Genomic DNA, 23846 nt, shown 5'->3' with positions numbered 1-23846 from the left:
GTGTCCAGAACCGCAAGGAGGTGTGCGTCGATGAGAGCGATCTGGAAGGGTGCGGTCACGTTCGGGCTCGTGAACGTGCCGGTGAAGGTGTACAGCGCGACGGAGGACCACGACATCGCCCTGCACCAGGTGCACGACAAGGACGGCGGACGCATCCGCTACCAGCGGCGATGCGAGGTGTGCGGCAAGGTCGTCACCTACGACCACATCGACAAGGCGTACGACGACGGCGAGCAGACCGTCGTCCTCACCGAGGAGGACTTCGCGGCGCTGCCGGCGGAGCGGAGCAGGGAGGTCGAGGTCGTCGAGTTCGTCCCGAGCGACGAGATCGACCCGATCATGTTCGACCGGAGCTACTTCCTGGAACCTGACGGGAGTTCGTCGAAGGCCTATGTGCTCCTCCGGCGCACCCTCGAAGCGACCGATCGGACCGCGATCGTCCGATTCGCCCTCCGGCAGAAGACCAGGCTCGGAGCGTTGCGGGTCCGCGGCGACGTCATCATGCTGCAATCGCTCCTGTGGGACGACGAAGTCCGGGAGGCCAGGTTCCCTGCGCTCGAGGACACCGTGCGGATCTCGGCGAAGGAACTGGAGATGTCGGAGGCGCTCGTCGAGTCGTTCTCCTCCCGCTTCCGCCCCGACGCCTTCACCGACGAATACCAGACGCAGCTGCGACAGCTGATCGAAGCCAAGCTCGAACAGGGCGACGCCCTCGACACGGACGCCACCTTCGGCATCCAGGCCGAGGACGACGGAGGGGGCGAGACGATCGACCTCATGGAGGCGCTGCGCCGGAGCGTCGAGCGGACGAGAGCCGGTGGCGACAGTGCGACGGCGTGACGTGGGCATTGCTTGGTGTGTGGCTCCAAGCATCCACCGTCGTGCGTCGCTGCACCCCCGCTGCGCGTGACATCCTGAACTGATGCAACCGACGACCCGGTACAGCGAGACACGATCGCACATCGCCGGCGCGACGCTGTGGGCGTCCTCGCACGCTCAGGACGTCACCACGAGCATCCTCCCGGACGGATGCATGGACGTCATCTGGTCCGACGGCGCCCTCATCGTGTCCGGGCCAGACCTCGACCGCCGACAGGTCACGTCTGCCGGGGAAGGACACACGATCGGCCTGCGCCTCCCACCCGGCCTCGCACCGATCCTCTTCCGCGTCTCCGCGGCCGATCTCACCGGTCGAGTCGTTGATCTCGCGGCGCTCGCCGGAGATGGTCGGGCGAGGAGGCTCGCCGATGCGCTCGCCGCGGAAGGTGCGGCTGGCGCAGACAGTCGCTCCTCGGAGCCTGGCGCGGCACTTGAACGCTTCGTCGTAGACAGCCTGCCGACCGACCTCGACGACCTGTTCCGGTCTGATCCGCTCCTGAGCGTTCCTCGATTCCTGCGCAGCGGGATGCCGGTCGCAGACGTCGCGTCCGCCGTCGGCTACTCGGCCCGGCAGTTGCAGCGGAAGAGCCTCACGGCGTTCGGCTACGGTCCGAAGACGCTCGATGCGATCCTGCGGTTCCAGCAGGCGACGTCGTTGTTGGCCGTCGGGACACCGCTCGCCGCGACCGCCGCGATGGCGGGTTACGCCGATCAGTCGCACCTCTCCCGTGCGTTCACCCGGTTCGCGGGTGTCGGCCCGAGCCGGTGGATGACGAGGGCGGCATGATCCGGGACGTGTGACACCCGGCTCGTTGGCTCAGCCGGCCTGCGGCGTCTCGAGGGCGGCGAACAGGTCGACAGGGTTGCCGTCCGGGTCGAGCACGGTCGCATAGCGCTGACCCCAGAACGCATCCCAGGGTTCGTGGTGGATGGTGTGCCCGGCCTCGCGCAGCTCTGCGACGGCGGCGTCCACGGCGGCCGGGCTGTCGCACAGGAAGGCAGTGCTCGAGCGGTGTCCGCCCGTCGGCTGCGTCCACTCCGGGTCGAAGGAGCGGATGACGTCGGTCGTGTCCCACGCGAGGCGCAGGCCGCCAGGGAGGGTGATCTCGACGTGCGGTTCGGCGTCGGCCTCCGCTGGGATGTCGAGGCCGAGCGAGCGGTAGAAGCCGAGGGTGGCGGCCATGTCGGTGACGACGTAGCCGAAGAGGTCGAGTTTCAGTTCCATACGGCAAGGCTAGGCGGCACAGCCGATCCGGTCATGAACGAATCGGACATCCTCCGATGTCCACCCCTCGCCGTCACCGGATCGCGGGTCTAGCATGGGGCGCATCGGCGTGGCATCGAGGTCCACGCCGTCAGACGTCCCCGCACGAAGGAGTGCATCATGCAGACGATCAGCCCGTTCCTCTGGTTCGACACGGAGGCGGAGGAGGCGGCGAAACTGTACGTCTCGCTCTTCCCCGACTCGCGGATCCTGGCGACCTCGTACTACGGCGGGGACTCCCCGGGGCAAGCCGGGTCGGTGATGGTCGTCGACTTCGAGATCGGCGGGATGCGTGTGCAGGCGATGAACGCCGGCCCGACGTTCCATTTCACGGAGGCGGTCTCGTTCTACGTCGCGGCCGAGACGCAAGAGGAGATCGACCGGTTGTGGGACGCACTCATCGCAGACGGAGGCGAACCCTCGCAGTGCGGGTGGTTGAAGGATCGGTGGGGACTGTCCTGGCAGATCGTTCCAGCGGTGCTCCCGACGCTCATGACCGATCCTGATCCGGAACGCGCCGGACGCACCATGCAGGCGATGCTGCAGATGTCGAAGCTCGACATCGCGGCGTTGCGGGCGGCAGCAGACGGACGCTGACGGTTCCGGACGCACGGCTGGGCGGCGCAGACGAAGCACACGTCGGTGGTGCCTGCAAGACTGGACGGATGGCAGCCGCGGAGAACGACACGACCGAACAGCGCGACACGGCAGAGCAGAGCAATCCGGCAGTGCGGAACAACCCGGCAGTGCAGAACAGTCCGACCGGCCAGGGCAGCGCCAGCCGTGTAGAGGCGGTAGGAGCGCTGCGTGCGCTCACGGGTGTGCCGACCGCCGAGTTCCACGACGGCCAGCTCGAAGCGATCCTGGCCCTCGTCGACGACCGCTGCCGAGCGCTCGTGGTGCAGCGCACCGGTTGGGGCAAGTCTGCGGTGTACTTCATCGCGACGCTGCTGCTGCGTCGCCGCGGTGCAGGGCCGACGCTGCTCGTCTCCCCGCTGCTCGCGTTGATGCGCGACCAGGTCGCAGCTGCCGCTCGGGCAGGGGTCCGCGCGGTCGCCATCAACTCTGCCAATCTGCACGAGTGGGACGACGTGCGTGCCGCGCTCGCGGCCGACGAGGTCGACGTGCTCCTCGTCTCGCCCGAGCGCCTCAACAACCCGCGGTTCCGTGAGGAGCAGCTACCCGACCTCATCGACCGGACCGGCCTGCTCGTCGTCGACGAGGCGCACTGCATCTCAGACTGGGGCCACGATTTCCGCCCGGACTACCGTCGTTTGGCCGATCTCATCCGCGCCCTGCCTGCCGGGGTGCCAGTGCTCGCGACGACCGCGACGGCCAACGCGCGCGTCGTGACCGATGTCGCGGAGCAGTTGAGTGCGCCCGGTCGCGCCGTGGAGGCGGGAAGCAGCGCCGATGCAGCGGCCGCCCGTCCATCCGAGGTGCTCACGATCCGCGGGTCGCTCGCACGCGCATCGCTGCGTCTCGGGGTGCTCCGTCTCCGCGACTCCCGCGAACGGTTGACCTGGCTGCTCACGCATCTCGGCGGATTGCGGGGGAGCGGCATTATCTACGCGCTCACCGTGTCAGCCGCCGAGGACACCGCCCGTCTCCTCCGCGAGGCCGGCCATGACGTCCGGTCCTACACGGGACGCACCGATCCGGACGAACGGGAGGAGTCCGAGCGCCTGCTCAAGGAGAACCGGTTGAAGGCGCTCGTCGCGACGAGCGCACTCGGCATGGGCTTCGACAAGCCGGACCTCGGGTTCGTGATCCATCTCGGTGCACCGTCCTCGCCCGTGGCGTACTACCAGCAGGTCGGTCGCGCCGGCCGTGCGACGGACGACGCGGACGTCCTCCTGCTGCCCGGCATCGAGGACGAGGACATCTGGCAGTACTTCGCGACCTCCTCCATGCCGGACGAAGCCAGGGCGGCAGCGGTCCTCGAGGCGCTCGGCGACCAACCGTTGTCGACGCCGGCGCTTGAGGCGCGCGTCAATCTCAGACGGACTCCGCTTGAGTTGCTGCTCAAGGTCCTCGACGTCGACGGCGCTGTCCAACGCGTCACCGGCGGGTGGATCGCCACCGGACGGCCCTGGTACTACGACCGGGAACGGTACGAACGCATCGCGCAGGCTCGTGTCGCCGAGCAGCAGTCGATGCTCGCCTACGAGCGGACGACGGACTGCAGGATGGCGCTCCTCCAGCGGGATCTGGACGACGAGACGGCCGCGCCGTGCGGGCGCTGCGACAACTGCACGACCGCGTGGTACCGCAGCGACCTCGACGAGGCGGCCGCGGCTTCCGCGTCGACGGCACTCGGACGGGTCGGGGTCGAACTCGAACCGCGGGCGCAATGGCCGACGGGCGCCGACCGGCTCGGAGTGACATCGGACGGCTCGCCGGTCAAGGGCAAGATCGCCGTGTCGGACCGCATCGAGTCCGGTCGCGCGCTCGCGAGGCTCACCGATCTCGGTTGGGGTGGTGTCCTGCGGACGCTCTTCGCCGCTGAAGCCGTCGATGCGCCCGTCGAACGCTCAGTGCTCGACGCCTGCGCGCGTGTGCTCGGCGATTGGGGATGGGCGGAGCGTCCGGTCGCCGTCGTGAGCGTTCCGTCCCGGTCGAAGCCTCAGCTGGTCGACTCGGTGGCGCGGGGCATCGCTGGTCTCGGCCGACTGCCGTACCTCGGCGCGCTCGATCTCAACGGGCCGGGCCCGCAAGGAGGACCGGGCGGCAACAGCGCCTATCGTCTGGCCGGAGTGTGGGATGCGTTCGCCGTCGGCCCGGAACTCGCCGCCTCGCTCGAACCGTACGCCGGTCGGCCGGTGCTGCTCGTCGACGACCGTGCGGACAGCAGATGGACGCTGACGGTCGCCGGGCGGCTGCTCCGGCGGGCTGGCGTCGGTGCGGTGCTGCCGTTCACCCTGGCCATCGTCGCCTGACGGGTCCGATGGGCCGGGCGCTCCGAGGAGCGGGCCAGCTCCTCGTCGTGTGAGGCCGCCCGACCCGCGTCAGACGGCCGCACACGCGGTGGTCAGACGGCGTCGGGAAGGCTCGTCTGCGCGTACCGTCGTCCGGCACGGGGGATGAACACGGTCAGCACCACGCCGATGACGGCCGCCACGGCACAGATGATGAAGGTGAGCTGGAACCCGGCGGCGCTCGGCGTTGTCACCTTCCCGACGGTGACGAGGTTCGCGGACAGGATGGCGCCCATCGCGGCGCTCGCGATCGTCGATCCGAGTGTGCGCATGACCGAGTTGAGGCCGTTCGACGCGGCGGTCTCGCTCGCCGGCACGGCGCCCATGATGAGCGTCGGCATCGCGGCGTAGGCGAATCCGACGCCGAACCCGACGGCCGTCGCCGTCAGGACCGTGTGCCACACCTCGGTCATCAGACCGATCGCGAGCACGTAGCCGACGGCGATGATCACGATGCCGAGCAGGAGGCTCGTCCGCGCGCCGCGCTTCGCGGTGAGGCGCGCGGCGACGGGTGACATCGCCCACATGATGAGACCGCTCGGCATCAGACAGAGGCTCGCGACGAGCATGCTCTGCCCGAGGCCGACACCGGTGCCGGTCGGTGCTTCGATGAGCTGGGGGAGGGCGACGGTGCTGCCGAAGAACGCGAACCCGACGGTGATCGAAGCGAGGTTCGTGAGCAGGACCGTCCGCCTCGTCGCGACACGGAGGTCGATGAGCGGGCTCTCGGTGCGGAGTTCGAACAGCGCCCAGACGACGAGGACGACCGCTCCGCCGATCATCGAGCCGAGGGTCGCAGCGCTCGTCCAGCCCCACTCGTTGCCCTTGGACACACCCAGCAGGATGCCGACGAGCCCGACGGCGAGGCCGATCGCGCCGATCCAGTCGAAGCTGCCCTCTGAGCGTAACGTGCTGACAGGCACAAGACGCCAGACGAGGAAGAAGCCGATGAGCCCGAGAAGTCCGGCCATCCAGAAGAGCACGTGCCAGTCGAGGTACTGGGAGATGAGGGCTGAGACGGGCAGGCCGACGGCGCCGCCGACGCCGAGGGTCGCGCTCACGAGAGCGACGGCGCCGCCGAGGCGGTCCCGGTGCAGCACGTCGCGGAGGATGCTGATGCCGAGCGGGATCACACCGAGCGCAGCACCCTGCAGCGACCTGGCGATGACGAGTGGAACGAGGGTGGAGGAGAACGCGGCGAGGACGGATCCCGCCATGAGGACGGCGAGCAGGATCAGGACCATCCTGCGCTTGCCGTACAGGTCGCCGAGGCGTCCGCCGATCGGTGTCGCGACGGCTGCGGCGAGGAGCGTCGCCGTGACGACCCACATCGCGTCGGAGCTCGACACGTCGAGCAGCTGTGGGAGCTCCGGGAGCAGCGGGGTGACGAGCGTCATCATAAACGCCGCGATGAGACCGGTGAAGGCGAGCGTCGCGACGACGCCCCGGTCGTTCACCGGTCGGCTGAGCTTCGCGCGTTCCGGGTTCTTGGTGGTGTCCGGGTCTTCGGTGTTGTCGTTGTGGGCTGGGGGATCAGCTGGCACGGTCCTGTTTCTGTTGTGGGGCTGCAGGCTCCCGGTGGCGGACCGCCCGGTGAACGGGACGGTCCAGGCCACCGTGCCCGGTTCAACCAACCACAGGGGCGGTGAGAGTATTCCCGGCCTTGCGGACGCGCAGGAGGAGCACCTGGCGCTGGACGGCGATCACGATGCCGAAGTAGACCATGATGCTCGCGGTGCCGAACCCGGCTGCGACGAAGTGGTCGATGAGGAGGTGCTGGCCGATGCCGACGATCCAGAGCACCGCGGTCAGCCAGTTGCCCTTGCGGTAGAGGAGGCCGTCCTCACCACGCCAGAACGCGGTCGTGAACGCCCTGGCCGCAGCGAGCGCGACGCCGATCACGATGCTCAGCAGGAGCAGCGCGACATCTGCGACGCCGAGGGAGACCGTCGACATGAAGTTCGCGGTCTGCACGAGGCCGATCAGGATGAGCACGATCCAGAGGATCGAACGTTCCTTGAGCGGCCGGACGCTCAACTGCTTGACGAGCAGCCAGCCGAGGATGACGGCTGAGATGAGCAGTGTGATGAGGCTTTGGGTGTCCATGACCTGGTCGGTCCTTTCGGTTGTTTCAACGTGATTCCAGTGTGCTCAGCGGGGTTCTTGACGTGAACCACCCGGGCGGTGGAGACGTCACGGTGCCGGGTGGAGAACTGATCGGACTCAGGGTGGAGAGCGGCGCCGGCCGGGTGGAGATGTCGGCGAGTGGAGTGGAGATGCGCGGAGAGCGGGCACTCGCTGCACGGATTCGCTGCATTGTGTTGCGAGAATTGGCGGAGCACCCGGTGTCGACGCATCCGCGGCGACCAGGTGCACCGGTTTGATGGACGACGAACGTTGGAGGGACGGCGATGGCAGACGTGCTCGACGTCCCGTTCCGCTCGCTCACAACGCGCACCATCGGGTTCATGTTGCATCTCATCGGCCTCGGATTCGTCGTGTGGTTCACGCTCACCGTCCCGGCTCCCCAGCCGTTCACCGTGCCGGTGGTGCTGTTCGGTGTGCTCTGTTGGCTGACCGCGGCCGGGTTGGGCTGGTTCGACCGCCCGGATCTCGCGTGGATGGCGCGTGCACGCGTCGTCCTGTGGAGTGTGGTGCTGTTGCTCGGCGCGGTCACCGGCGGCGCAGGGGCCGGCACCTCGTATGCGCTTGTGGCGGGTGGCCTGTTCGCACTGTTCGCGACCATCACCACGCCGTTGGCCTGGACCGGGATCGTCACGGTGGTCGCCGTCGCGGTCGCCTGGGTGTCGATGGCGGTGACGCACGCGGGACCGACCGCTGCGCCTCAGCTGCTGTTGTGGACGGTCGTTGGGGTCGGCGGTGGTCTGATCCGCCGTCAACGTGCGCTCGAACAGCGTGCGGAGCGTCGTCGCCTTGCCGATGATGCGGCGAACGCGGCACTCGTCGAACGGGCTCGCATCGCGCGGGACGTGCACGACGTCCTCGCGCATTCGCTCGGTGGGCTCGTCGTCCAGCTCGATGCGACCGAGGCGATCCTGGAGAGCCGAGGTGTCGACGCCGACGTCCTCGCACGGGTCGCAGCGTCGCGGGCGCTCGCGGTCGAGGGGCTCGCGGAGGCGAAGCGTGCCGTCGACGCCCTTCGAGGTGTCGACCAGCCGCTCGCGGTGGCGCTCGATGCGCTTGGGGCCGGAGCTGAGGCGATCGGCGGCGCCCGGGTGCGGTTCACACAGTCCGGGCGTCAGCACCCGATCGATGCGGGGGTGACCGACGCGTTCGTCGGCATCGTGCGTGAGGCGCTCACCAATGCGCGCAAGCACGCGCCGGGTGCCGATGTCGACGTCGAGTTGCGCTGGACGGCGACGTCCGTTCGTGTGCGGGTGGTGAATCCGCTGAGGGCCGGAGCAGGGTCGGGGGTCGGCGCGGGAGCCGGGGAGCAGAGCGCTGGTGCCGGAAGTTCTCCGGATCTCGCGGCGAGCGGTGGCGGACACGGGATCGTCGGCATGCGCGAGCGGGCCGATGCCGTCGGCGCCTCGTTCTCCGCGGTTGCGCAGGGCGGGACGTGGAGTGTGGAGGTGGAGGTCGTCGATGTCCGAGAGTTCTGAGGCCGCAGGGACGATGGCAGAGTCCGTCCCACCAGTGATCCGTGTGCTCGTCGCAGACGATCAGGCGACGGTTCGTGATGGTCTGGTGACGATCCTCGGTCTGACGCCGGGCATCGAGGTCGTCGGTGAGGCTGCGGACGGGGCGCAGGCGATCACGCTCGCGTTGGCGACGGCGCCCGACGTCGTCCTGATGGACCTCGGGATGCCGCAGGTGGACGGTGCGGCGGCGACAGCGGCGATCCGCGCGGCGGTTCCGGCGGCGAAGATCTTGGTGTTGACGACCTACGTCGACGACGTGTCGATCAAACGGGCGCTCGATGCCGGTGCGTCCGGCTATCTGACGAAGAGCGCCGGGCGGGCCGATATCGTGGCTGCGATCCGGTCGACGGCACGTGGACAGAACACCTTCGCTCCGGAGGTGACGAGGCGCGTGCTCGGTGGTCTGGGTGGGCAGCCGGGCGGCCAGCAGAGTGCGCAGCCGGGCGAGTTGTCCGGTGGGGTCTCGGCATCGGACGCCGCGACGGCACGCGGAGAGACAGGAGAGCCGTCGGGCACGCGATCGGCGGATCTGATTCTCGCCGACATCTCCGCTGATTCGCGGTTCGTCGCGTTGACCGAGCAGGAGCGGCGCGTGTTGGCGTTGGTCGTTGATCGGCGTCGGAATCCGGAGATCGCGCGGGCGTTGTTCGTGAGCGTCTCCACTGTGAAGACGCACATCAACAACCTGTTCGCGAAGCTCGGTGTCCGTTCGCGTGATGAGGCCATCGCCCTGGTCCTTCGAGCTCCCGCCTAGCCCCACTCGGTCCCTGAGCCTGTCGAAGGGCAGCCGTGCGCGAGACGCTTCGACAAGCTCAGCGACCGGGCTACTCTGTCCGGTAACCCTCGGTCCCTGAGCCTGTCGAAGGGCAGCTGTGCGCGAGACGCTTCGACAAGCTCAGCGACCGCGCGCGGACGTACCGTGCTTCTCCGTCCGCGCAATCCCCGGTCCCTGAGCCTGTCGAAGGGCAACCAGCCCGTGACTGTCGATCTCAAGGGCCGAACGGAGCGCCCGGCGAAGCCGCGGCAGCAGAGCGGTCCGGCCGGGGATCCGCCCGCGGGAGCGGCTGCCAGTCTGACGGGTCCGGAATGGTCGTGTGCTGTCGTCCACTCGGTGTCGTCCAGGTGAGGAGGCCGTTGTCGCTGTGTTGGACGGTCCAACCGGCTTCGTGTTTCAGATGATGGTGGCCTGGGCAGAGATGCGCGAGGTTCCCGGCGGAAGTGGAACCGCCTGCCGCCCAGGCGACGGTGTGGTCGATGTCGCAGCGTTTGGCCGCACGGTTGCAGCCCGGCGCGCGGCAATGAGCATCTCTGACGGCGAGCATGCGTTTGAGATCAGGTGGCGGCGCATAGCGGTCCCGCCCCACCGAGAGCACCGAACCGGTGTGCGGATGAGTGAGGATGCGGATGAATGACGGCGCGTTTGCAGCGAGTCGGGTGGCGGTCTCGTGATCGATGGGACCGTACCCGTCGAGGCCGGCCGGCGCGTCGTCGTGACCGAGCATCGTGAGGACGGGAACGGTGAGATGGACGGTCGGCACGATCGTGTGTGTGATGTCGAGCATGCCGGGGATGAACCAGTCGGGGAGATCGTTCTCGCCGCGGGCAGTTGTGCCGTGCATCAGGAGTGTCGCAGCGGCGTCGGCTTCGAGCTGTGGCGTTGTGCGGGTGTCGCCGACGTGACGCGCCTCACGGGCGAGTCCCGCGAGTCGATCCTGGATGGCGAGCGCAACGGGCGCTGTGGCGAGGACGGACAGCCAGGCCATGCCGTCCAGCGCCGGAGTGAGCTCCACTCGGCGTTCGAGGTTTGCGGCACGGTGTCTGGACGCGCTGGTCTCCGGGTGGAGCTTCTCGCGGAGTTTCCTGGCGCTCTGACGCACGTGCGCAGCAGTGTGTGTCTTCGCGATCGGAAGAATGAGCGCCTCGAACGCGCCGCGGTCCGGAGCATCGACGGAGGACAGCTGATCGACGATGACGCGTGCATGCGCGATGGACAGTGCCCCCGATGCGAGCGCCGCGAGTGTTGCCGGCAGCTCGTGGACGAGCGTCTCTGATTCCTGGATCCGCTGCTGGATGGTGCGTTCCGGCGTATGTGTGATCGCCGCGAGTTCAAGATGGAGCGAGCGTCTGGCGAGTTCCTGCGCGCGGGCGGGCGTTGTGCCGATGGGCATCATGGTCAGTGCAGTCACGTCGGCGATGTGCGCGGCATCGGCGAGTAGCCCAGTGCGCCTGGCCTCCGCTGCGCAGATGATCCGATCTTCGGACGCGATCCGTTCGCCGAGGCTGGTGATCAGCTCGGCGATGTCGGTTGGCGTCGAAGGTATATCCACTCATCTATCATATCAAAAGGTCACGCGTTCGAACAGGACTTCGATGATTTCGCTTCGACAGGCTCAGCGACCGGGCTTTTCCGTCTGGGCAACCCCCGGTCCCTGAGCGTGTCGAAGGGCAGTCGTGTGCGGGACGCTTCGACAGGCTCATCGACCGGATTTGAAGATTGGGGCACCCCGGTCCCTGAGCTTGTCGAAGGGCGGCGCGCACTACGCACGGCCGCCCGCACGCCCAGCTCAGACCTTCGGCAACCTCGGCACGGCGTCGACGAGCGCACGCGTGTAGGGCTCGGCAGGCGCGTGCAGGATCTGCTGCGTCGAGCCGGTCTCCACCACCCGTCCGCCCCGCAGCACGATCGTGCGTTCGCACAACGCCGCGACGGCGCTCAGATCGTGCGACACCATGACCACGGCGAGCCCGTTCCGCTCGCGGAGCTCCGCGATGAGGTCGATCACCTGGATCCGCGTCGTCACGTCGAGTGCGCTCACGGGTTCGTCCGCGAGCAGCAACCGGGGGCTGCACACCGTCGCACGGGCGATCGCGATGCGCTGCCGCTGCCCGCCGGAGAACTCGTGCGGGTAGCGACGAAGCACGTCAGCCGGCAACCCGACCGAGGCGAGCGATGCAGCCGCCAACGATTGCGCGTCGGCGCCGCGGGCGATCCCGAGGGAGCGCAGCGGCTCGCTGACGATGCGTTCGATGCGCTGTCTCGGGTCGAGCGACGAGTATGGGTCCTGGAACACCGTCTGCACCGAGGTCCTGAAGCGGCGCATGAGAGCTCTGTCCCGCCGGTCGAGTGCGTGCCCGTCGAAGCGCACCTCGCCGGTCGTCGGCGCTGCGAGGCCGAGCAGCAGCCGCAGGAGCGTGGTCTTGCCGGCCCCGGATTCCCCGACGAGCCCGATGCCGGAGCCCGCCGACACGGCGAGTGACACGTCCTCGATCGCGAGCCCGCCCGAGCGGTACCGGAAGTTCGCGTCGCGCAATTCCAGGATGGGTGGAGCAGCGACGCCGGCGACGCCCGATGCGTCCGCACTATCGAACGCGTCCGTGTCGTTCATCGCTCCTCCAATGCGTCGTCGAGGGCTCTGGCGCTCGCGACGAGCGCCGTTGTGTACGGATGCCGCGGCGCGGAGAGCACCTGTCGGACCGGTCCGTGCTCCACGGCCCGTCCGGCCTGCATCACGACGACGTCGTCGACGAGCGAGGAGACCACGGCGAGGTCGTGGCTGATGAACAGGAGCGCCATGCCGCGTTCGCGCACAAGACGATCGAGGAGGGCGAGCACCTCCGCCTGCACCGTCACATCGAGTGCCGTCGTCGGTTCATCGGCGATGAGGAGCTTCGGCGAACTCGCCAGTGCGATCGCGATGGCCACCCGCTGCCGTTGGCCGCCGGAGATCTCGTGCGGGTAGGCGTTCGCGATGCGCTCCACGTCCGGAAGCGCCACATCGCGGAGCGCGTCGAGCACGGCTGCACGGAGCTCGACGCCGCGCAGCCCACGGTGCCGATTGAGCGGCTCCGCCACCTGCTTGCCGAGCCGCATGAGCGGATCGAGCGCCGTGAGCGGCTCCTGGAACACGATCGACGCGACCGGTCCACGAAGTCGCCTGAGCGCCTGTTCGGCGGCGCCGATGACCTGCACACCGTCGAGGAGGACGCTTCCGCTCGACTGCAGCGCGCTCGGGAGGAGCGCCGTGACGGCGAGCGACGTCAACGACTTCCCTGAGCCGGATTCGCCGATGAGTCCGAGCCGTGCGCCCGGACGGATGCTGAAACCGAGTCCGTCGACGAGCGCGGTGCCGTCCGGCGTGCGGACAGTGAGCCCGTCGATCTCGAGCAGCGCCGGTGCAGCGGGTGTCGTCGGACCTGCGGGCATGGCCGAGCCGTCGGCCGATGCGGGGGACGCGTTCATCGGCTCCTCCTGCGTGTCGGGTCGGCGAGGTCGCGCAGTCCGTCGGCGATGAAGTTGACGCCAACCACGAGGATGACGAGCGCGATGCCGGGGGCGATCGCCCCGACGGGAGCGGTCGCGACGGTGCCCTGCGCCTCCTGCAGCAGCCGACCCCACGACGCGTTCGGCGGCGGCGCCCCGAGGCCGAGGTACGACAGGCTCGCCTCTGCGAGGACGGCGATGCCGAACTGCAGCGCCAGGTTGACGCTCAGCGTGGTCCAGATGTTCGGCAGCACATGCTGCACGATGACGCCGGGCCAGCGTGTGCCAGAGGTGCGTGCCGCCGTGACGTATTGCTCGCTCAGCACCCGACGCGCGAGGATCCGGGTCAGCCTGGCCACGATCGCCGACATCGCGAGTCCGATGGCCAGGATCACCGACCCGAGCGACGCCCCTTGCGCGGCGACGATGAGCATCGCGAGCAGGAGGACGGGGAACGCGATGACGACGTCGAGCGCCGCGGAGATCGTGTCGTCGACCCACGAGCGGGACAGGGCGGCGATGAGGCCGATCGTCACGCCGATGACCGCGCCGACCGCCACGGAGCCGACACCGACGAGCAGGGCGATCCGCGCGCCGACCATCAGCTGGCTGAGCAGATCTCGTCCGAGTTTGTCCGTGCCGAGCCAGTGTGCGGCGCTGGGGCCGTCGAGGCGCCCGCCGGAGGTGTCCTCCAGCGAGTAGGGCAACCAGAAGACGGACACGATGGCGACCGCGACGACGATGCCGACGAGGCACAGCCCGATGACGAGGGTCACGGAGCGGCGACGGCTGCGGCGCACCGTGCTGCCGGTCGCCGGCGCGGCAGGCTGTCCTGACGCCGTGCCGCCGGTCGTCAGATCGACCGCGGCGCTCATCGGTTCCCCGAGATGCTGACGCGCAGGCGCGGGTCGATGAGCCGCTGGGCGACGTCGGCGAGGAAGCCGATCACGAGGACGACGAGGGTGCTCACGAACAGGATCCCCTGGATGTTCGGGTAGTCGTGCTGGGCGATCGCGGTGAGGAGCATGCTGCCGAGTCCTGGGAGGTTGAAGACGCTCTCGACGACGACCGCCCCGAGGAACGCCGTCGCGAGTTCGATGCCGAGGATGGAGACCACTGGGACCGCGCCGTTGCGGAGGCCGTGGCGCCAGAGGGCCTCGCCGAACCCGGAGCCTTGCGCGCGGGCCGATCGGAGGTAGTCGCTGCCGAGCACGTCGAGGGTCGCTGACCGGACATATCGGGTGAGCGAAGCGCTCATGACGATCGCGATCGTGATGACGGGGAGTGCGAGCGAGGTGAGCGCATCCGCCGGATTCGCCCAGTCGTCGCGCGGGAAGCCGCCGGACGGGAACAGCCTGAACGTGATCGCGAAGACGCTGACGAGGAGGATGCCGACCCAGAAGACGGGGACGGCGATGCCGAGCTGCGAGAACCCGGACAGGGCGACGCCGTACCACTTGTCGGCCTTGTACGCCGCGACGAACCCGGCGAAGAGGGAGACGATGACGGCGACGACGAAGGAGATGAGGGTCAGCGGCACGGTCACGGCGAGGCGGGAGACGATCTCAGGACCGACCGGCAGCCCGCTGATGAACGAGGTGCCGAGGTCGAAGGTCGCGAGTGATCCGAACCAGGTGGCGAACTGGGCGAGCAGCGGCTGGTCGGAGCCGACCTGCGCCCGAGCGGCCGCGATCTGCTCCGGCGTCGCCTGGACGGACAGCAGCGCGTTCGACGGGTCGCCTGGCAGGAGGCGGAGCAGCACGAAGAGCACGATCATCGCGATCAGGAGGGAGATCACGAGGAACGCGGATCGGCGCAGGAGGTAGAGAGTCATTCGTGTCCAAGGGTAACGCCCGGACGCCGACCGAAAGGCCGACGACCGGGCGTTGTGGCCCACGCGGGTCGCGTGGGGCTGTACTTACTTCTTGACGATGTCCGAGACGTAGAACTGCGAGTTCAGCCCGTTCACGCCATAACCGCTGAGGTCGCTCGAAGCGACCACGATCTGCGGGTACAGGTACAGCCACGCGCTGGCGGCGTCCTTGGCGATCTGCTCGTTCACGAGCTTGAGCTTCGCGGTCTGCTCATCGGTCGAGGTGGCCTGCTCGGCCTCCTTGACCCACTCGGTCACCTGCGGGTTGTTGTAGCCCCAGTAGAAGTCCGGGTTGCCGTACCAGACCACGTCGCGGTCATTGACGTGCTCCTGGAGCGTCGCCTGGAAGTTCTGCTCCTTGAAGACCTTCGAGTACCACTCGTCGGCGCTGATCGTGTTGATGTCGACCGTGATGCCGACCTTCGCGAGCTCGCTCTTCAGGAACTCGGCGACGGCGGGGTGCGGGTCGTAGCTCGGGGTGTCGAGCGTGAACGTGAAGCCGTCGGCGTAGCCTGCCGCTGCGAGTTCCTGCTTGGCGAGCGCCGGGTCGTACGGGTTCACTTTGGTGAGGTCTTCGTACCAGGGGTCCGTCGGCGGGACCATCGAGCCGATGAGGGTGCCGTAGTCGCCCCAGATGGAGGACAGCAGCTTCTTCGTGTCGATCGCGGAGTAGACGGCCTTGCGGACGTCGACCTTGTCGAAGGGGGCGACGCGATCGTTGAACGCGAGGAGTTCCTTCGTGGTGGAGTTGCCGTTCGAGACCGTGTAGTCCTTGTTGCCGGTGAACTGGCTCAGCTGGTCGGGGCTCTGGATGCTCGTGATGACGTCGATCTGCTTCGTGACGAGCGCGTTGCTGAGCGCGGTCGCGTCGGTGAAGTAGTTGAAGACGACTTCCTTGTTCTTGGGTGCGTCGCCCCAGTAGTCCTTCGAACGCTCGAGGCTCAGCGAGGAGCCGCGCTTCCAGGTGCCGAGGGTGTACGGGCCGGTGCCGTCCTCCTTCGTCTTGCGGTCCTTCAGCTCGTCGTTGACGATCCAGACGTAGCTGAGGTTGTAGATGAAGGAGATCGAGCGCTCGGAGAGCTTGATGACGACGGTCTTCGCATCGGGTGTCTCGATGTCGGAGATGACGGAGAAGCTGCTCTTGCGGGCTGACTGCGAGTCCGGCGCGGTGACGGCTTCGAGGCTCTTCTTCACGTCGGCGGACGTGAGCTCCTTGCCGGAGTGGAACTTCACACCGTCCTGCAGCGTGAAGGTGTACGTGAGACCGTCCTCGCTCACGGTGTCGCTCTTGGCGAGGAGCGGCTTCACCGAGCCGTCGTCGGTGAGCTTGTACAGGCCCTCGTAGACGTTGCCGTTGAAGGCTTCGACGACGCCCTGGCCGCCGCCGTCGACGTTGCTCAGGTTCTGCGGCTCGTAGAGGGAGCCGACCTCGATCGTCGCGTCGGATCCGGTGGCGCTGCTCGCTCCGCCGCCTGCGCATCCGGCGAGGCCGAGCGCTGCGGTCAGGGACAGGGCGATGACGCCCAGGGTTGTTCTGCGTTTCACGGGTGCTCCAGTGCTGGGGATGGGGTGCTGTGGTGCTGGATCTTGGTGCGCCGGGTTTCGAGCTGCTGCGTTTCGAACCGTGCGGCAGGCCGAGGCCGGCTGGGCGGCGTCGCCCGGTTGAACGGCCCTCCGACGGTGTCGTCGTCGGGCCGGGTGGAGATCAGGAGATCGAGCCTGTTGTGCTCAGACCGTGTAGATGTCGAAGTCGCCGGTGAAGCGCACGGTCTGCTCGCCGGCTTCGACGGGGCCGGTGAACCGGTTCTGTGCCGGCGGGAGCGGACAGTTGTACTGGGCGGAGAAGCCGCAGGGCGGCACGAACGCCTGGTTGAAGTCGAGGACGACCGTTCCGGCCTCACCGAATCCGCCCGCGCCGATGCGCTGGACGAACAGGAACCGGCCCGACCCGTAGCTCGCTCCGTCGCCTGTGCGGTGGTTCGTCTCGTCGCCGAACACGAGCAGCAGCGTGCCGTCGTCCTCGAACGCGCTCATCACGTAGTCGACGCCGTCCTTGGTGAACCGGATGTCGCCGGGGACGACGAGGTCGCGTGTGCCGCCGTTGTCCCTGATGTGCTCGAACGGGACGGTGCGGTCCTCCGACACCGGCGTGAACTCCGCTTCGACGACCCAGGACGGGTCGAAGTCGAACAGCCCGATCGTGTCGAACGCGCGGATCGCCGCTGAGTCCGTGTCCCACAGGCGGATGCCGTATTCGGGTGCGCCGGTGTCGAGGTTCGTGCGCTGCAGTGTCGTCGCGGTGACGGTGGGGACCTGACCGGCGACGGCCTCTTCGGCGCTCAACTGCTCGCCGTCCGGCAGCCAACGCGTTTCGACGAGGGCCAGGTTGCCGAGGGGGGACACCACCTGGGCGAGGCGGCCGGCGCGCCACGCGGCGTGGGCGGCGCGTGCGGCGTCGACGACCGATGCCGGGTCGACCGTGTTCGCGTCCGCTGCGGCGTTCTGCGTGGTGCTGTCGGTGCTCGTGCTCATGTCTCAATTCTCCGAGAACGGACGGATCCGTCCCAATCGTGTGTCATCGTGCGTCGCACTCGGCCGTCGCCTCGCGGAGCACCACCTTCACAACCACCGGCCGCGACCCGATTATTCCCGGGGGAGCGGTGTTGTTCCCGATGCTCGGCCATCGTGCAGGGTTCCGGGCTGACAGACTGGTCTGATGACGATCTCTCTCAGTCCCATGCCCGTCGATCGCCTCACCGTGTGGATGCTCGCAGCCAACGAGACCTACCGCACCGAGCGGATCAAGGCGGGAGAGTCGGAGTCCGAAGCGACCGCGAACGCCGAACGGTCGCTCGCACAGTTCTTCCCGAATGGTTCCCTGGCCGACGGCCACGTCGTCTTCGACGTCATCGGCGAAGCGCAGGACGCGCCCGTCGGCGTCCTGTGGATCGGCCCGACGACGGACAGCCCGGTCGACTGGTGGGTCTGGGACATCGAGGTCGTCGAGTCAGAACGTGGCAAGGGCTACGGGCGGCAGGCGATGCGTCTCGCCGAGGTGGAGGCGAACGCCCGCGGCGCCGTCACTCTCGGCCTGAACGTGTTCGGGTTCAACACACCGGCCAGGTCGCTTTATGAGTCGCTCGGTTACGAGACGACGGCTGTACAGATGCGGAAGTCGCTCGCGGAATAGCTTCGGATGTGACTGACTTGCATTCGGAGCGGGGAGGATCGGCCTTCCCCATCGAGAATGGCAGGCACATGACGGTACTTCTCACCGGTGGAACGGGTTTCATCGGCTCACGGATCCTGGAACAGCTGCGGAGCAACGGCCACGACGTCGTGGCCGTCGTCCGGAGCGATGCGTCCGCGAAAGCGGTGGAGGCGGCAGGGGCCACGGCCGTGCAGCACGATCTGACCGATGTCGCCTGGCTGACCGAGCAGCTCGCGGGCGTCGAGGGTGCCATCCACACCGCTGCGCCGAGCGACGGACCGGCTTCGGAGTTCGATGACGCCGTCCTGACCGCGGTCGAGGCCGCGTTCGGCGGCACGGACAAGCGGTTCGTGCACACCGGTGGGATCTGGAGCTACGGATCATCGGATGACATCACGGAGGAGACTCCCAACAACGCCCCGGCGCTCACGGCGTGGCGTCACGAGCGCGAGCAGCGCATCCTGAACGGCGACGTCGATGCGTCCGTCGTCGTCCCGAGCATCGTCTACGGGCACGGAGCAGGGCTCCCCGGGCTCGTCGTCGGAGCACCGCGCACGGAGTCGGGTGCGATCACGGCGATCGGCGCGGGCGACCAGCACTGGCCGACCGTCCACGTCGATGACCTCGCCGCGCTGTATGTGAAGGTGCTCGAGGACGGTCGAACGGGTGCGACGTACATCGGGGCCACCGGTGTGAACCCGACGGCGGCCGAGCTCGCGCAGGCTGCGGCCGGCGATGGCGTCGATGTGGTTCCTGAGGGCGAGGAGGCGACGCGCGAGCGTCTCGGTGCGGCCTTCGCGGATGCGCTGTTCCTCGACCAGCAGGCGTCTGGTGCGCTCGCGAAGTCGGAGCTGGGTTGGAACCCGACCGGTCCGACGCTCATCGAGGAGCTCGTCTCCGGCAGCTACCGCGCCTGACCGCTTCGCGCCCACGCTTCGACAAGCTCAGCGACCCCCACCCCGGTCCCTGAGCTTGTCGAAGGGTCCACCCCCACCCCGGTCCCTGAGCTTGTCGAAGGGTCCACCCCCACCCCGGTCCCTGAGCTTGTCGAAGGGCCCCGCCCCGGTCCCTGAGCCTGTCGAAGGGCCCACCGGTCCCTGAGCCTGAAACGCTGTCAACTTCTTGCGCACGATTGCAACAACTTGCGTATCATTGCCGCATGTCCAGACGTCTCGCTGAAGTCGCTCGCAAGGTCGGAGTATCAGAAGCCACGGTGAGCCGTGTCCTCAACGGAAAGCCGGGGGTGTCCGAGGCCACGAGGCAAACGGTCCTCACCGCCCTCGACGTCCTCGGCTATGAGCGCCCGACGAAGCTCCGGGGTGAACGCGCCCGGCTCGTCGGGCTCGTGCTCCCCGAGCTGCAGAACCCGATCTTCCCGGCCTTCGCCGAGGTCATCGGGGGAGCGCTCGCCCAGAATGGCTACACCCCGGTGCTCTGCACGCAGACGGCCGGCGGCATCAGCGAGTCCGACTGGGTGGACCTCCTGCTCGGGCAGCAGGTCTCCGGTGTTGTGTTCGTCGGTGGAGCGTACGCGCAGGAGGACGCCACCCACGATCATTACGGTCGTCTGACGGAGGTCGGCCTCCCCACCGTGCTCGTCAACGCCCCGGTCGAGGGCCTCGACTTCGCCACCGTCTCCTGTGACGACACCGTTGCGATCGAGCAGGCGATGGGGCATCTGCGGCAGCTGGGGCACACCCGCATCGGGTACCTGCTCGGGCCGCGGGATCACGTGCCGTCCGCGCGGAAGCTCGCGACGATCAGGCGGCTCTCCGGCGACTGGGGGTTGGAATTGGACGATGCGCAGATCGTGCACGCGCTGTATTCGCTCGAGTCGGCGCAGGCGGCCGCGACGAAGCTCCTGCGTGCCGGCGTGACGGCGATCGTGTGCGCGAGCGACCCGATGGCGCTCGGCGCGATCAGGGCTGTCCGGCGCACGGGTCGCCGCGTTCCGGAGGACGTGTCGATCATCGGCTACGACGACTCCGCGCTCATGAACTGCACGGAGCCTCCGCTGACGACCGTGCGGCAGCCGATCGAGCCGATGGGGCGCACGATCATCGAGCTGTTGCTCCGACAGATCTCTGGTGATTCCGCGACCTCGGACGAGCTCCTGTTCGAGCCGGAACTGGTGGTCAGAGGGTCGACCGGTCCCGTCTCCCAAGTGGGCTGATCGCCTCATTTAAGCCTCTCAGGGCCACACGGAGATGGTGATTCCGGCGTCGACGTGACGCAAAATACGCAAGCCATTTACTCTTTGTTGAGTTCTTGCATCACTTTGTCAAAAAGGCTACGTTCGCATCACGACGATGGTGTTGAGCGATCTTCCGGCTCCGACCGTCGTCTGGACGACCGCCTCCCGCGGCTCGTCGGACGCCGAACGATGCTCGTTCGCGGCGGACGACGGATGAGCGGGCCAACCGACAAGGACCCGCGTGGAACCATCGACCCTGACCGAGCAGACCTCAGGCCCATCGCCTGCGGTGTCCTCGCGTCCCCTGCGTGACGTCGCCCCCGTCGTGCCGCCGGGCGACGACCCGTTGTGGTGGCGCAGCGCCGTCATCTACCAGGTGTACCCGCGGAGCTTCGCCGATGGGAATGGCGATGGGACCGGCGATCTCGCCGGTGTCAGAGCTCACCTCGGTTACCTGCGCGACCTCGGCGTCGACGCCATCTGGTTCACTCCCTGGTATTCGTCCCCGCTCGCCGACGGCGGCTACGACGTGTCCGACTACCGGACGATCCACCCGGCGTTCGGCACACTCGACGAGGCGGAGGCGCTCATCCGGGAGGCGCTCGCCCTTGGCATCCGCACGATCGTCGATGTGGTCCCCAACCACATCTCGAGTGCGCACGCCTGGTTCCAGGAGGCGCTTGAAGCAGGTCCTGGATCTCCGGCTCGTGACCGGTTCTGGTTCCGTCCGGGCACCGGCCCGGACGGCGACGGGATGCCGAACCACTGGATCTCGAATTTCTCCGGGGACACCTGGACCCGCACGACGAACCCTGACGGGACGCCCGGCGACTGGTACCTCCACCTGTTCACGCCCGAGCAGCCGGACCTCAACTGGAACCACCCGGATGTCCGCAAGGAGCACGAGGACGTCCTGCGGTTCTGGTTCGACCGCGGCGTCGCCGGCGTCCGCATCGACTCGGCCGCCCTGCTCGTGAAGGACCCGACGCTGCCGGAGGTGCCTGAGCACCCGGCGCCGGGGGAGCACCCAAACACGGACCGGGACGAGCTCCACGAGATCTACCGTTCCTGGCGCAGGGTCGCGGACTCCTACCCTGGTGCGCGCATCCTCGTCGGCGAGATCTGGTTGCCGGACATCGACCGTTTCGCAGCGTACCTGCGACCGGACGAGCTGCACACGGCGTTCAACTTCGACTTCCTCGCCCGGCAGTGGGATGCTGCGCAGCTGCGCGAATCGATCGACTCGACGCTCGCGGCGCACGCCCCGGTCGGTGCGCCGTCGACCTGGGTGCTCTCGAACCACGATGTCACGAGGCCGGTCACGAGGTACGGCAGGGACGATAGCTCGTTCGCCTTCCTGAACAAGCGCTTCGGGGTGCCGACGGATCTCGAACTCGGCACGCGTCGGGCGCGGGCGGCGGCCTTGCTGACCGCGGCGCTGCCCGGTTCGCTCTACCTGTACCAGGGCGATGAACTGGGGCTGGCCGAGGTGGAGGACATCCCGCTCGACCGCATCCAGGACCCCATGCACTTCCGCTCGGGCGGCATCGACCCAGGACGTGACGGCTGTCGTGTCCCGCTGCCGTGGTCAGGAGACCACGCGCCGTTCGGTTTCACCGCAGATGCCGTCGAGCCGTGGTTGCCGCAGCCGGCCGATTGGGCGGCGTTTACCGCCGAGGCGCAGGCTCAGGACCCGGACTCGATGCTGTCGCTCTACCGGCGGGCGCTCGCGATCCGGCACGAACGCGTCGCGCTCGGTGACGGCTCGCTCGAGTGGCTCGATGCCGAGCCCGGTGTGCTCGCGTTCTCGCGCGGCGCCGGGTTCGTGAGCATCACGAATCTGGGGTCTGAACCGGTCGCGCTCCCGCAGCATCGCTCGATCCTCCTCGCGAGCGGCCCGCTCCAGCACGGTCTGCTCCCGAGCGACACGACTGCCTGGCTCGAGGTCGACTCGTGAGGCCGGGCACCTGGCAGTACGAGCACTGAACAGAACTGACCTGAATCGAACTGAACAGAACATCACCGACAAGCACCGAGCACCATCCAGCATCACCCACGCACCGATCCAGCACCATCACCGAAAGGACATGACGATGAAGTCACCCACCAGAACCATCGCGATCGCAGCTGTCGCGTTTATGGGCGTCGGCCTGCTCGCGAGTTGCTCGTCGACTCCAGCGGACGACGGCAAGGTCACCATCCGGGTCGCGAGCCTCATCCCCGGCAGCAAGAAGGAGGCGTTCGACGCCTTCGACGCCCGTGTGAAGGAGTTCGAGAAGGCGAACCCCGACATCAAGGTCGTCCCGGAGGAGTACCAGTGGACGGGTCCGACCTTCGCGACGCAGCTCGCCGGCGGTACGTTGCCCGACACCTTCAACGTGCCGTTCACGGACGCGAAGACGCTCCTGCAGAACGGCCAGCTCGCGAACATCACGGACGACGTCAAGAAGCTGCCGTACGCGGACAAGTTCAACCCGAAGGTCATCAACATCGCCCAGGACGACAAGGGTGATTTCTTCGGCATCCCGTACGGCCCGTATGCGATGGGCCTCTCCTACAACCGCAAGATCTTCGCGCAGGCCGGCCTCGACCCTGACAAGCCGCCGACGTCGTGGGATGAGATCCAGTCCTACGCCAAGACGATCTCCGAGAAGGTCCCTGGTGTCGCCGGCTACATGCAGATGACGCAGGGCAACAACGGTGGTTGGGAGCTCACGACCACGGCGTACGCGCGCGGCGGACGGCTGGAGACGGTCGACTCCTCTGGCAAGGTCACGGTCACGGCCGACAACCCGCAGGTGAAGGCGTCGCTCGAATGGCTCAAGAAGCTGCGCTGGGACGACAACTCCCTCGGCAGCAACTTCCTGCTCGACTGGAGCGGCATCAACCAGGCGTTCGGCGCCGGCCAGGTCGCGATGTACCCGAGCGGTTCGGACGTCCTCACGGCGCTCGTCCAGCAGAACGCAGTCGACCCGAAGGACTACGGCCTCACAACGCTCCCGATCGATGCGAGCAACGCCGACGCCGGTGTGCTGAGCGGTGGCAACGTCGCGGCCGTCAGCGTCAAGGCCGATGCCGCGCACAAGGCGGCAGCGGTCAAGTGGATCGACTTCTACTACATGCAGAAGCTCATCAACGAGGACCAGGCGGTCGCCGACGCGAAGATCCTGAAGAGCACGGGCATCCCGGTCGGCGTTCCGACGCTGCCGTTGTTCGACAAGGCGACGTACGACGAGCAGCAGAAATGGATCGCGCCGCTCGTGAACATCCCGCTCGACAACGTCAAGGGCTTCACCGACGCGATCTTCGACCAGAACATCGTTGCCGAGCCCAAGGCGCACACGCAGGAGCTGTACGGGGCGCTCGACACCGTTGTCCAGGCGGTGCTCACGGATCAGAACGCCGACATCAACGCCCTCCTCGCGAAGGTGAACACCGACATCCAGAAACTGATCGACGCCGACAAGTAGGCATCGATCCGGCCGGCCGACGGGTGCGCAACCCGTCGGCCGGCTCTCAGCGCT

General features: G+C 67.9%; 21 protein-coding genes. 11 read left to right on the top strand and 10 right to left on the bottom strand.

Annotated elements, in window-relative coordinates:
• Window positions 1–30: 30 nt before the first annotated feature.
• Together ACL9RL_RS12910 and ACL9RL_RS12905 are read left to right on the top strand one after the other, a co-directional pair.
• Window positions 31–840 (top strand): Ku protein, encoded by an 810-nt coding sequence (locus tag ACL9RL_RS12910; protein ID WP_422780659.1) that lies wholly within the window; start codon window positions 31–33, stop codon window positions 838–840.
• 82 nt (window positions 841–922) lie between these two features.
• On the top strand, window positions 923–1666 hold the full coding sequence (locus tag ACL9RL_RS12905) for a helix-turn-helix domain-containing protein (protein ID WP_422780658.1): 744 nt from the start codon (window positions 923–925) through the stop codon (window positions 1664–1666).
• A gap of 30 nt (window positions 1667–1696) precedes the next feature.
• Here ACL9RL_RS12905 and ACL9RL_RS12900 read toward each other — a convergent pair whose 3' ends face one another.
• Window positions 1697–2104 (bottom strand): VOC family protein, encoded by a 408-nt coding sequence (locus tag ACL9RL_RS12900; protein WP_422780657.1) that lies wholly within the window; start codon window positions 2102–2104, stop codon window positions 1697–1699.
• A gap of 159 nt (window positions 2105–2263) precedes the next feature.
• Here ACL9RL_RS12900 and ACL9RL_RS12895 point away from each other — a divergent pair, with 159 nt between their 5' ends.
• Both ACL9RL_RS12895 and ACL9RL_RS12890 read left to right on the top strand, forming a co-directional pair.
• Window positions 2264–2740: a VOC family protein gene (locus ACL9RL_RS12895; RefSeq protein ID WP_422780656.1), complete on the top strand. Its 477-nt coding sequence runs from the start codon at window positions 2264–2266 to the stop codon at window positions 2738–2740.
• Window positions 2741–2808: 68 nt separating this feature from the next.
• A complete protein-coding gene (locus ACL9RL_RS12890; protein ID WP_422780655.1) occupies window positions 2809–5082 on the top strand; it encodes a DEAD/DEAH box helicase in 2274 nt (757 codons plus the stop codon).
• A 92-nt stretch (window positions 5083–5174) separates the two neighbouring features.
• Here ACL9RL_RS12890 and ACL9RL_RS12885 read toward each other — a convergent pair whose 3' ends face one another.
• Window positions 5175–6665 carry an MFS transporter gene (locus ACL9RL_RS12885; protein WP_422780654.1) on the bottom strand — a complete coding sequence of 497 codons (1491 nt, stop codon included), beginning with the start codon at window positions 6663–6665 and terminating at the stop codon, window positions 5175–5177.
• Window positions 6666–6747: 82 nt separating this feature from the next.
• A complete protein-coding gene (locus tag ACL9RL_RS12880) occupies window positions 6748–7227 on the bottom strand; it encodes a hypothetical protein (RefSeq protein ID WP_422780653.1) in 480 nt (159 codons plus the stop codon).
• A gap of 305 nt (window positions 7228–7532) precedes the next feature.
• Here ACL9RL_RS12880 and ACL9RL_RS12875 point away from each other — a divergent pair, with 305 nt between their 5' ends.
• Together ACL9RL_RS12875 and ACL9RL_RS12870 are read left to right on the top strand one after the other, a co-directional pair.
• On the top strand, window positions 7533–8744 hold the full coding sequence (locus tag ACL9RL_RS12875; RefSeq protein WP_422780652.1) for a sensor histidine kinase: 1212 nt from the start codon (window positions 7533–7535) through the stop codon (window positions 8742–8744).
• Entirely contained in the window at window positions 8728–9537 is an 810-nt protein-coding gene (locus tag ACL9RL_RS12870) for a response regulator (protein ID WP_422780651.1), read from the top strand. The genes ACL9RL_RS12875 and ACL9RL_RS12870 overlap by 17 nt, the downstream gene beginning before the upstream one ends.
• Window positions 9538–9772: 235 nt before the next feature.
• Here the strand turns inward: ACL9RL_RS12870 and ACL9RL_RS12865 are convergent, their stop codons facing one another.
• The 7 genes from ACL9RL_RS12865 to ACL9RL_RS12835 form a co-directional block, all read right to left on the bottom strand.
• A complete protein-coding gene (locus ACL9RL_RS12865; RefSeq protein WP_422780650.1) occupies window positions 9773–11110 on the bottom strand; it encodes a DUF222 domain-containing protein in 1338 nt (445 codons plus the stop codon).
• A gap of 237 nt (window positions 11111–11347) precedes the next feature.
• The gene (locus ACL9RL_RS12860) at window positions 11348–12169 is read right to left on the bottom strand and encodes an ABC transporter ATP-binding protein (RefSeq protein WP_422780649.1); all 822 of its coding nucleotides are present in this window, start codon (window positions 12167–12169) and stop codon (window positions 11348–11350) included.
• Window positions 12166–13023 (bottom strand): ATP-binding cassette domain-containing protein, encoded by an 858-nt coding sequence (locus ACL9RL_RS12855; protein ID WP_422780648.1) that lies wholly within the window; start codon window positions 13021–13023, stop codon window positions 12166–12168. The genes ACL9RL_RS12860 and ACL9RL_RS12855 overlap by 4 nt, the downstream gene beginning before the upstream one ends.
• A complete protein-coding gene (locus ACL9RL_RS12850; RefSeq protein WP_422780647.1) occupies window positions 13020–13919 on the bottom strand; it encodes an ABC transporter permease in 900 nt (299 codons plus the stop codon). The genes ACL9RL_RS12855 and ACL9RL_RS12850 overlap by 4 nt, the downstream gene beginning before the upstream one ends.
• On the bottom strand, window positions 13916–14878 hold the full coding sequence (locus ACL9RL_RS12845) for an ABC transporter permease (protein ID WP_422780646.1): 963 nt from the start codon (window positions 14876–14878) through the stop codon (window positions 13916–13918). The genes ACL9RL_RS12850 and ACL9RL_RS12845 overlap by 4 nt, the downstream gene beginning before the upstream one ends.
• A gap of 84 nt (window positions 14879–14962) precedes the next feature.
• Entirely contained in the window at window positions 14963–16462 is a 1500-nt protein-coding gene (locus ACL9RL_RS12840; RefSeq protein ID WP_422780645.1) for an ABC transporter substrate-binding protein, read from the bottom strand.
• Window positions 16463–16645: 183 nt separating this feature from the next.
• On the bottom strand, window positions 16646–17449 hold the full coding sequence (locus tag ACL9RL_RS12835) for a DUF1684 domain-containing protein (protein ID WP_422780644.1): 804 nt from the start codon (window positions 17447–17449) through the stop codon (window positions 16646–16648).
• Between the two features lie 184 nt (window positions 17450–17633).
• Between ACL9RL_RS12835 and ACL9RL_RS12830 the strand changes: the two genes are divergently transcribed.
• From ACL9RL_RS12830 to ACL9RL_RS12810, 5 genes are all read left to right on the top strand, one after another.
• Complete coding sequence (locus tag ACL9RL_RS12830; RefSeq protein ID WP_422780643.1) at window positions 17634–18107, top strand: GNAT family N-acetyltransferase; 474 nt, start codon at window positions 17634–17636, stop codon at window positions 18105–18107.
• A gap of 68 nt (window positions 18108–18175) precedes the next feature.
• Window positions 18176–19045: an NAD-dependent epimerase/dehydratase family protein gene (locus ACL9RL_RS12825; protein WP_422780642.1), complete on the top strand. Its 870-nt coding sequence runs from the start codon at window positions 18176–18178 to the stop codon at window positions 19043–19045.
• A gap of 242 nt (window positions 19046–19287) precedes the next feature.
• Window positions 19288–20301, top strand: coding sequence for a LacI family DNA-binding transcriptional regulator (locus ACL9RL_RS12820; RefSeq protein WP_422780641.1), 1014 nt, complete (start codon window positions 19288–19290; stop codon window positions 20299–20301).
• A 310-nt stretch (window positions 20302–20611) separates the two neighbouring features.
• Window positions 20612–22279 carry a glycoside hydrolase family 13 protein gene (locus tag ACL9RL_RS12815; protein ID WP_422780687.1) on the top strand — a complete coding sequence of 556 codons (1668 nt, stop codon included), beginning with the start codon at window positions 20612–20614 and terminating at the stop codon, window positions 22277–22279.
• A gap of 136 nt (window positions 22280–22415) precedes the next feature.
• Complete coding sequence (locus tag ACL9RL_RS12810) at window positions 22416–23792, top strand: ABC transporter substrate-binding protein (RefSeq protein WP_422780640.1); 1377 nt, start codon at window positions 22416–22418, stop codon at window positions 23790–23792.
• The last annotated feature ends 54 nt before the right edge of the window (window positions 23793–23846 follow it).

Origin of the sequence: Plantibacter sp. Mn2098, assembly GCF_049319745.1 — a bacterium.
Lineage (GTDB): Bacteria > Actinomycetota > Actinomycetes > Actinomycetales > Microbacteriaceae > Plantibacter.
The sequence above is the reverse complement of the archived record's forward strand: the minus strand, read 5'-3'. Positions and strand labels throughout refer to the sequence as shown.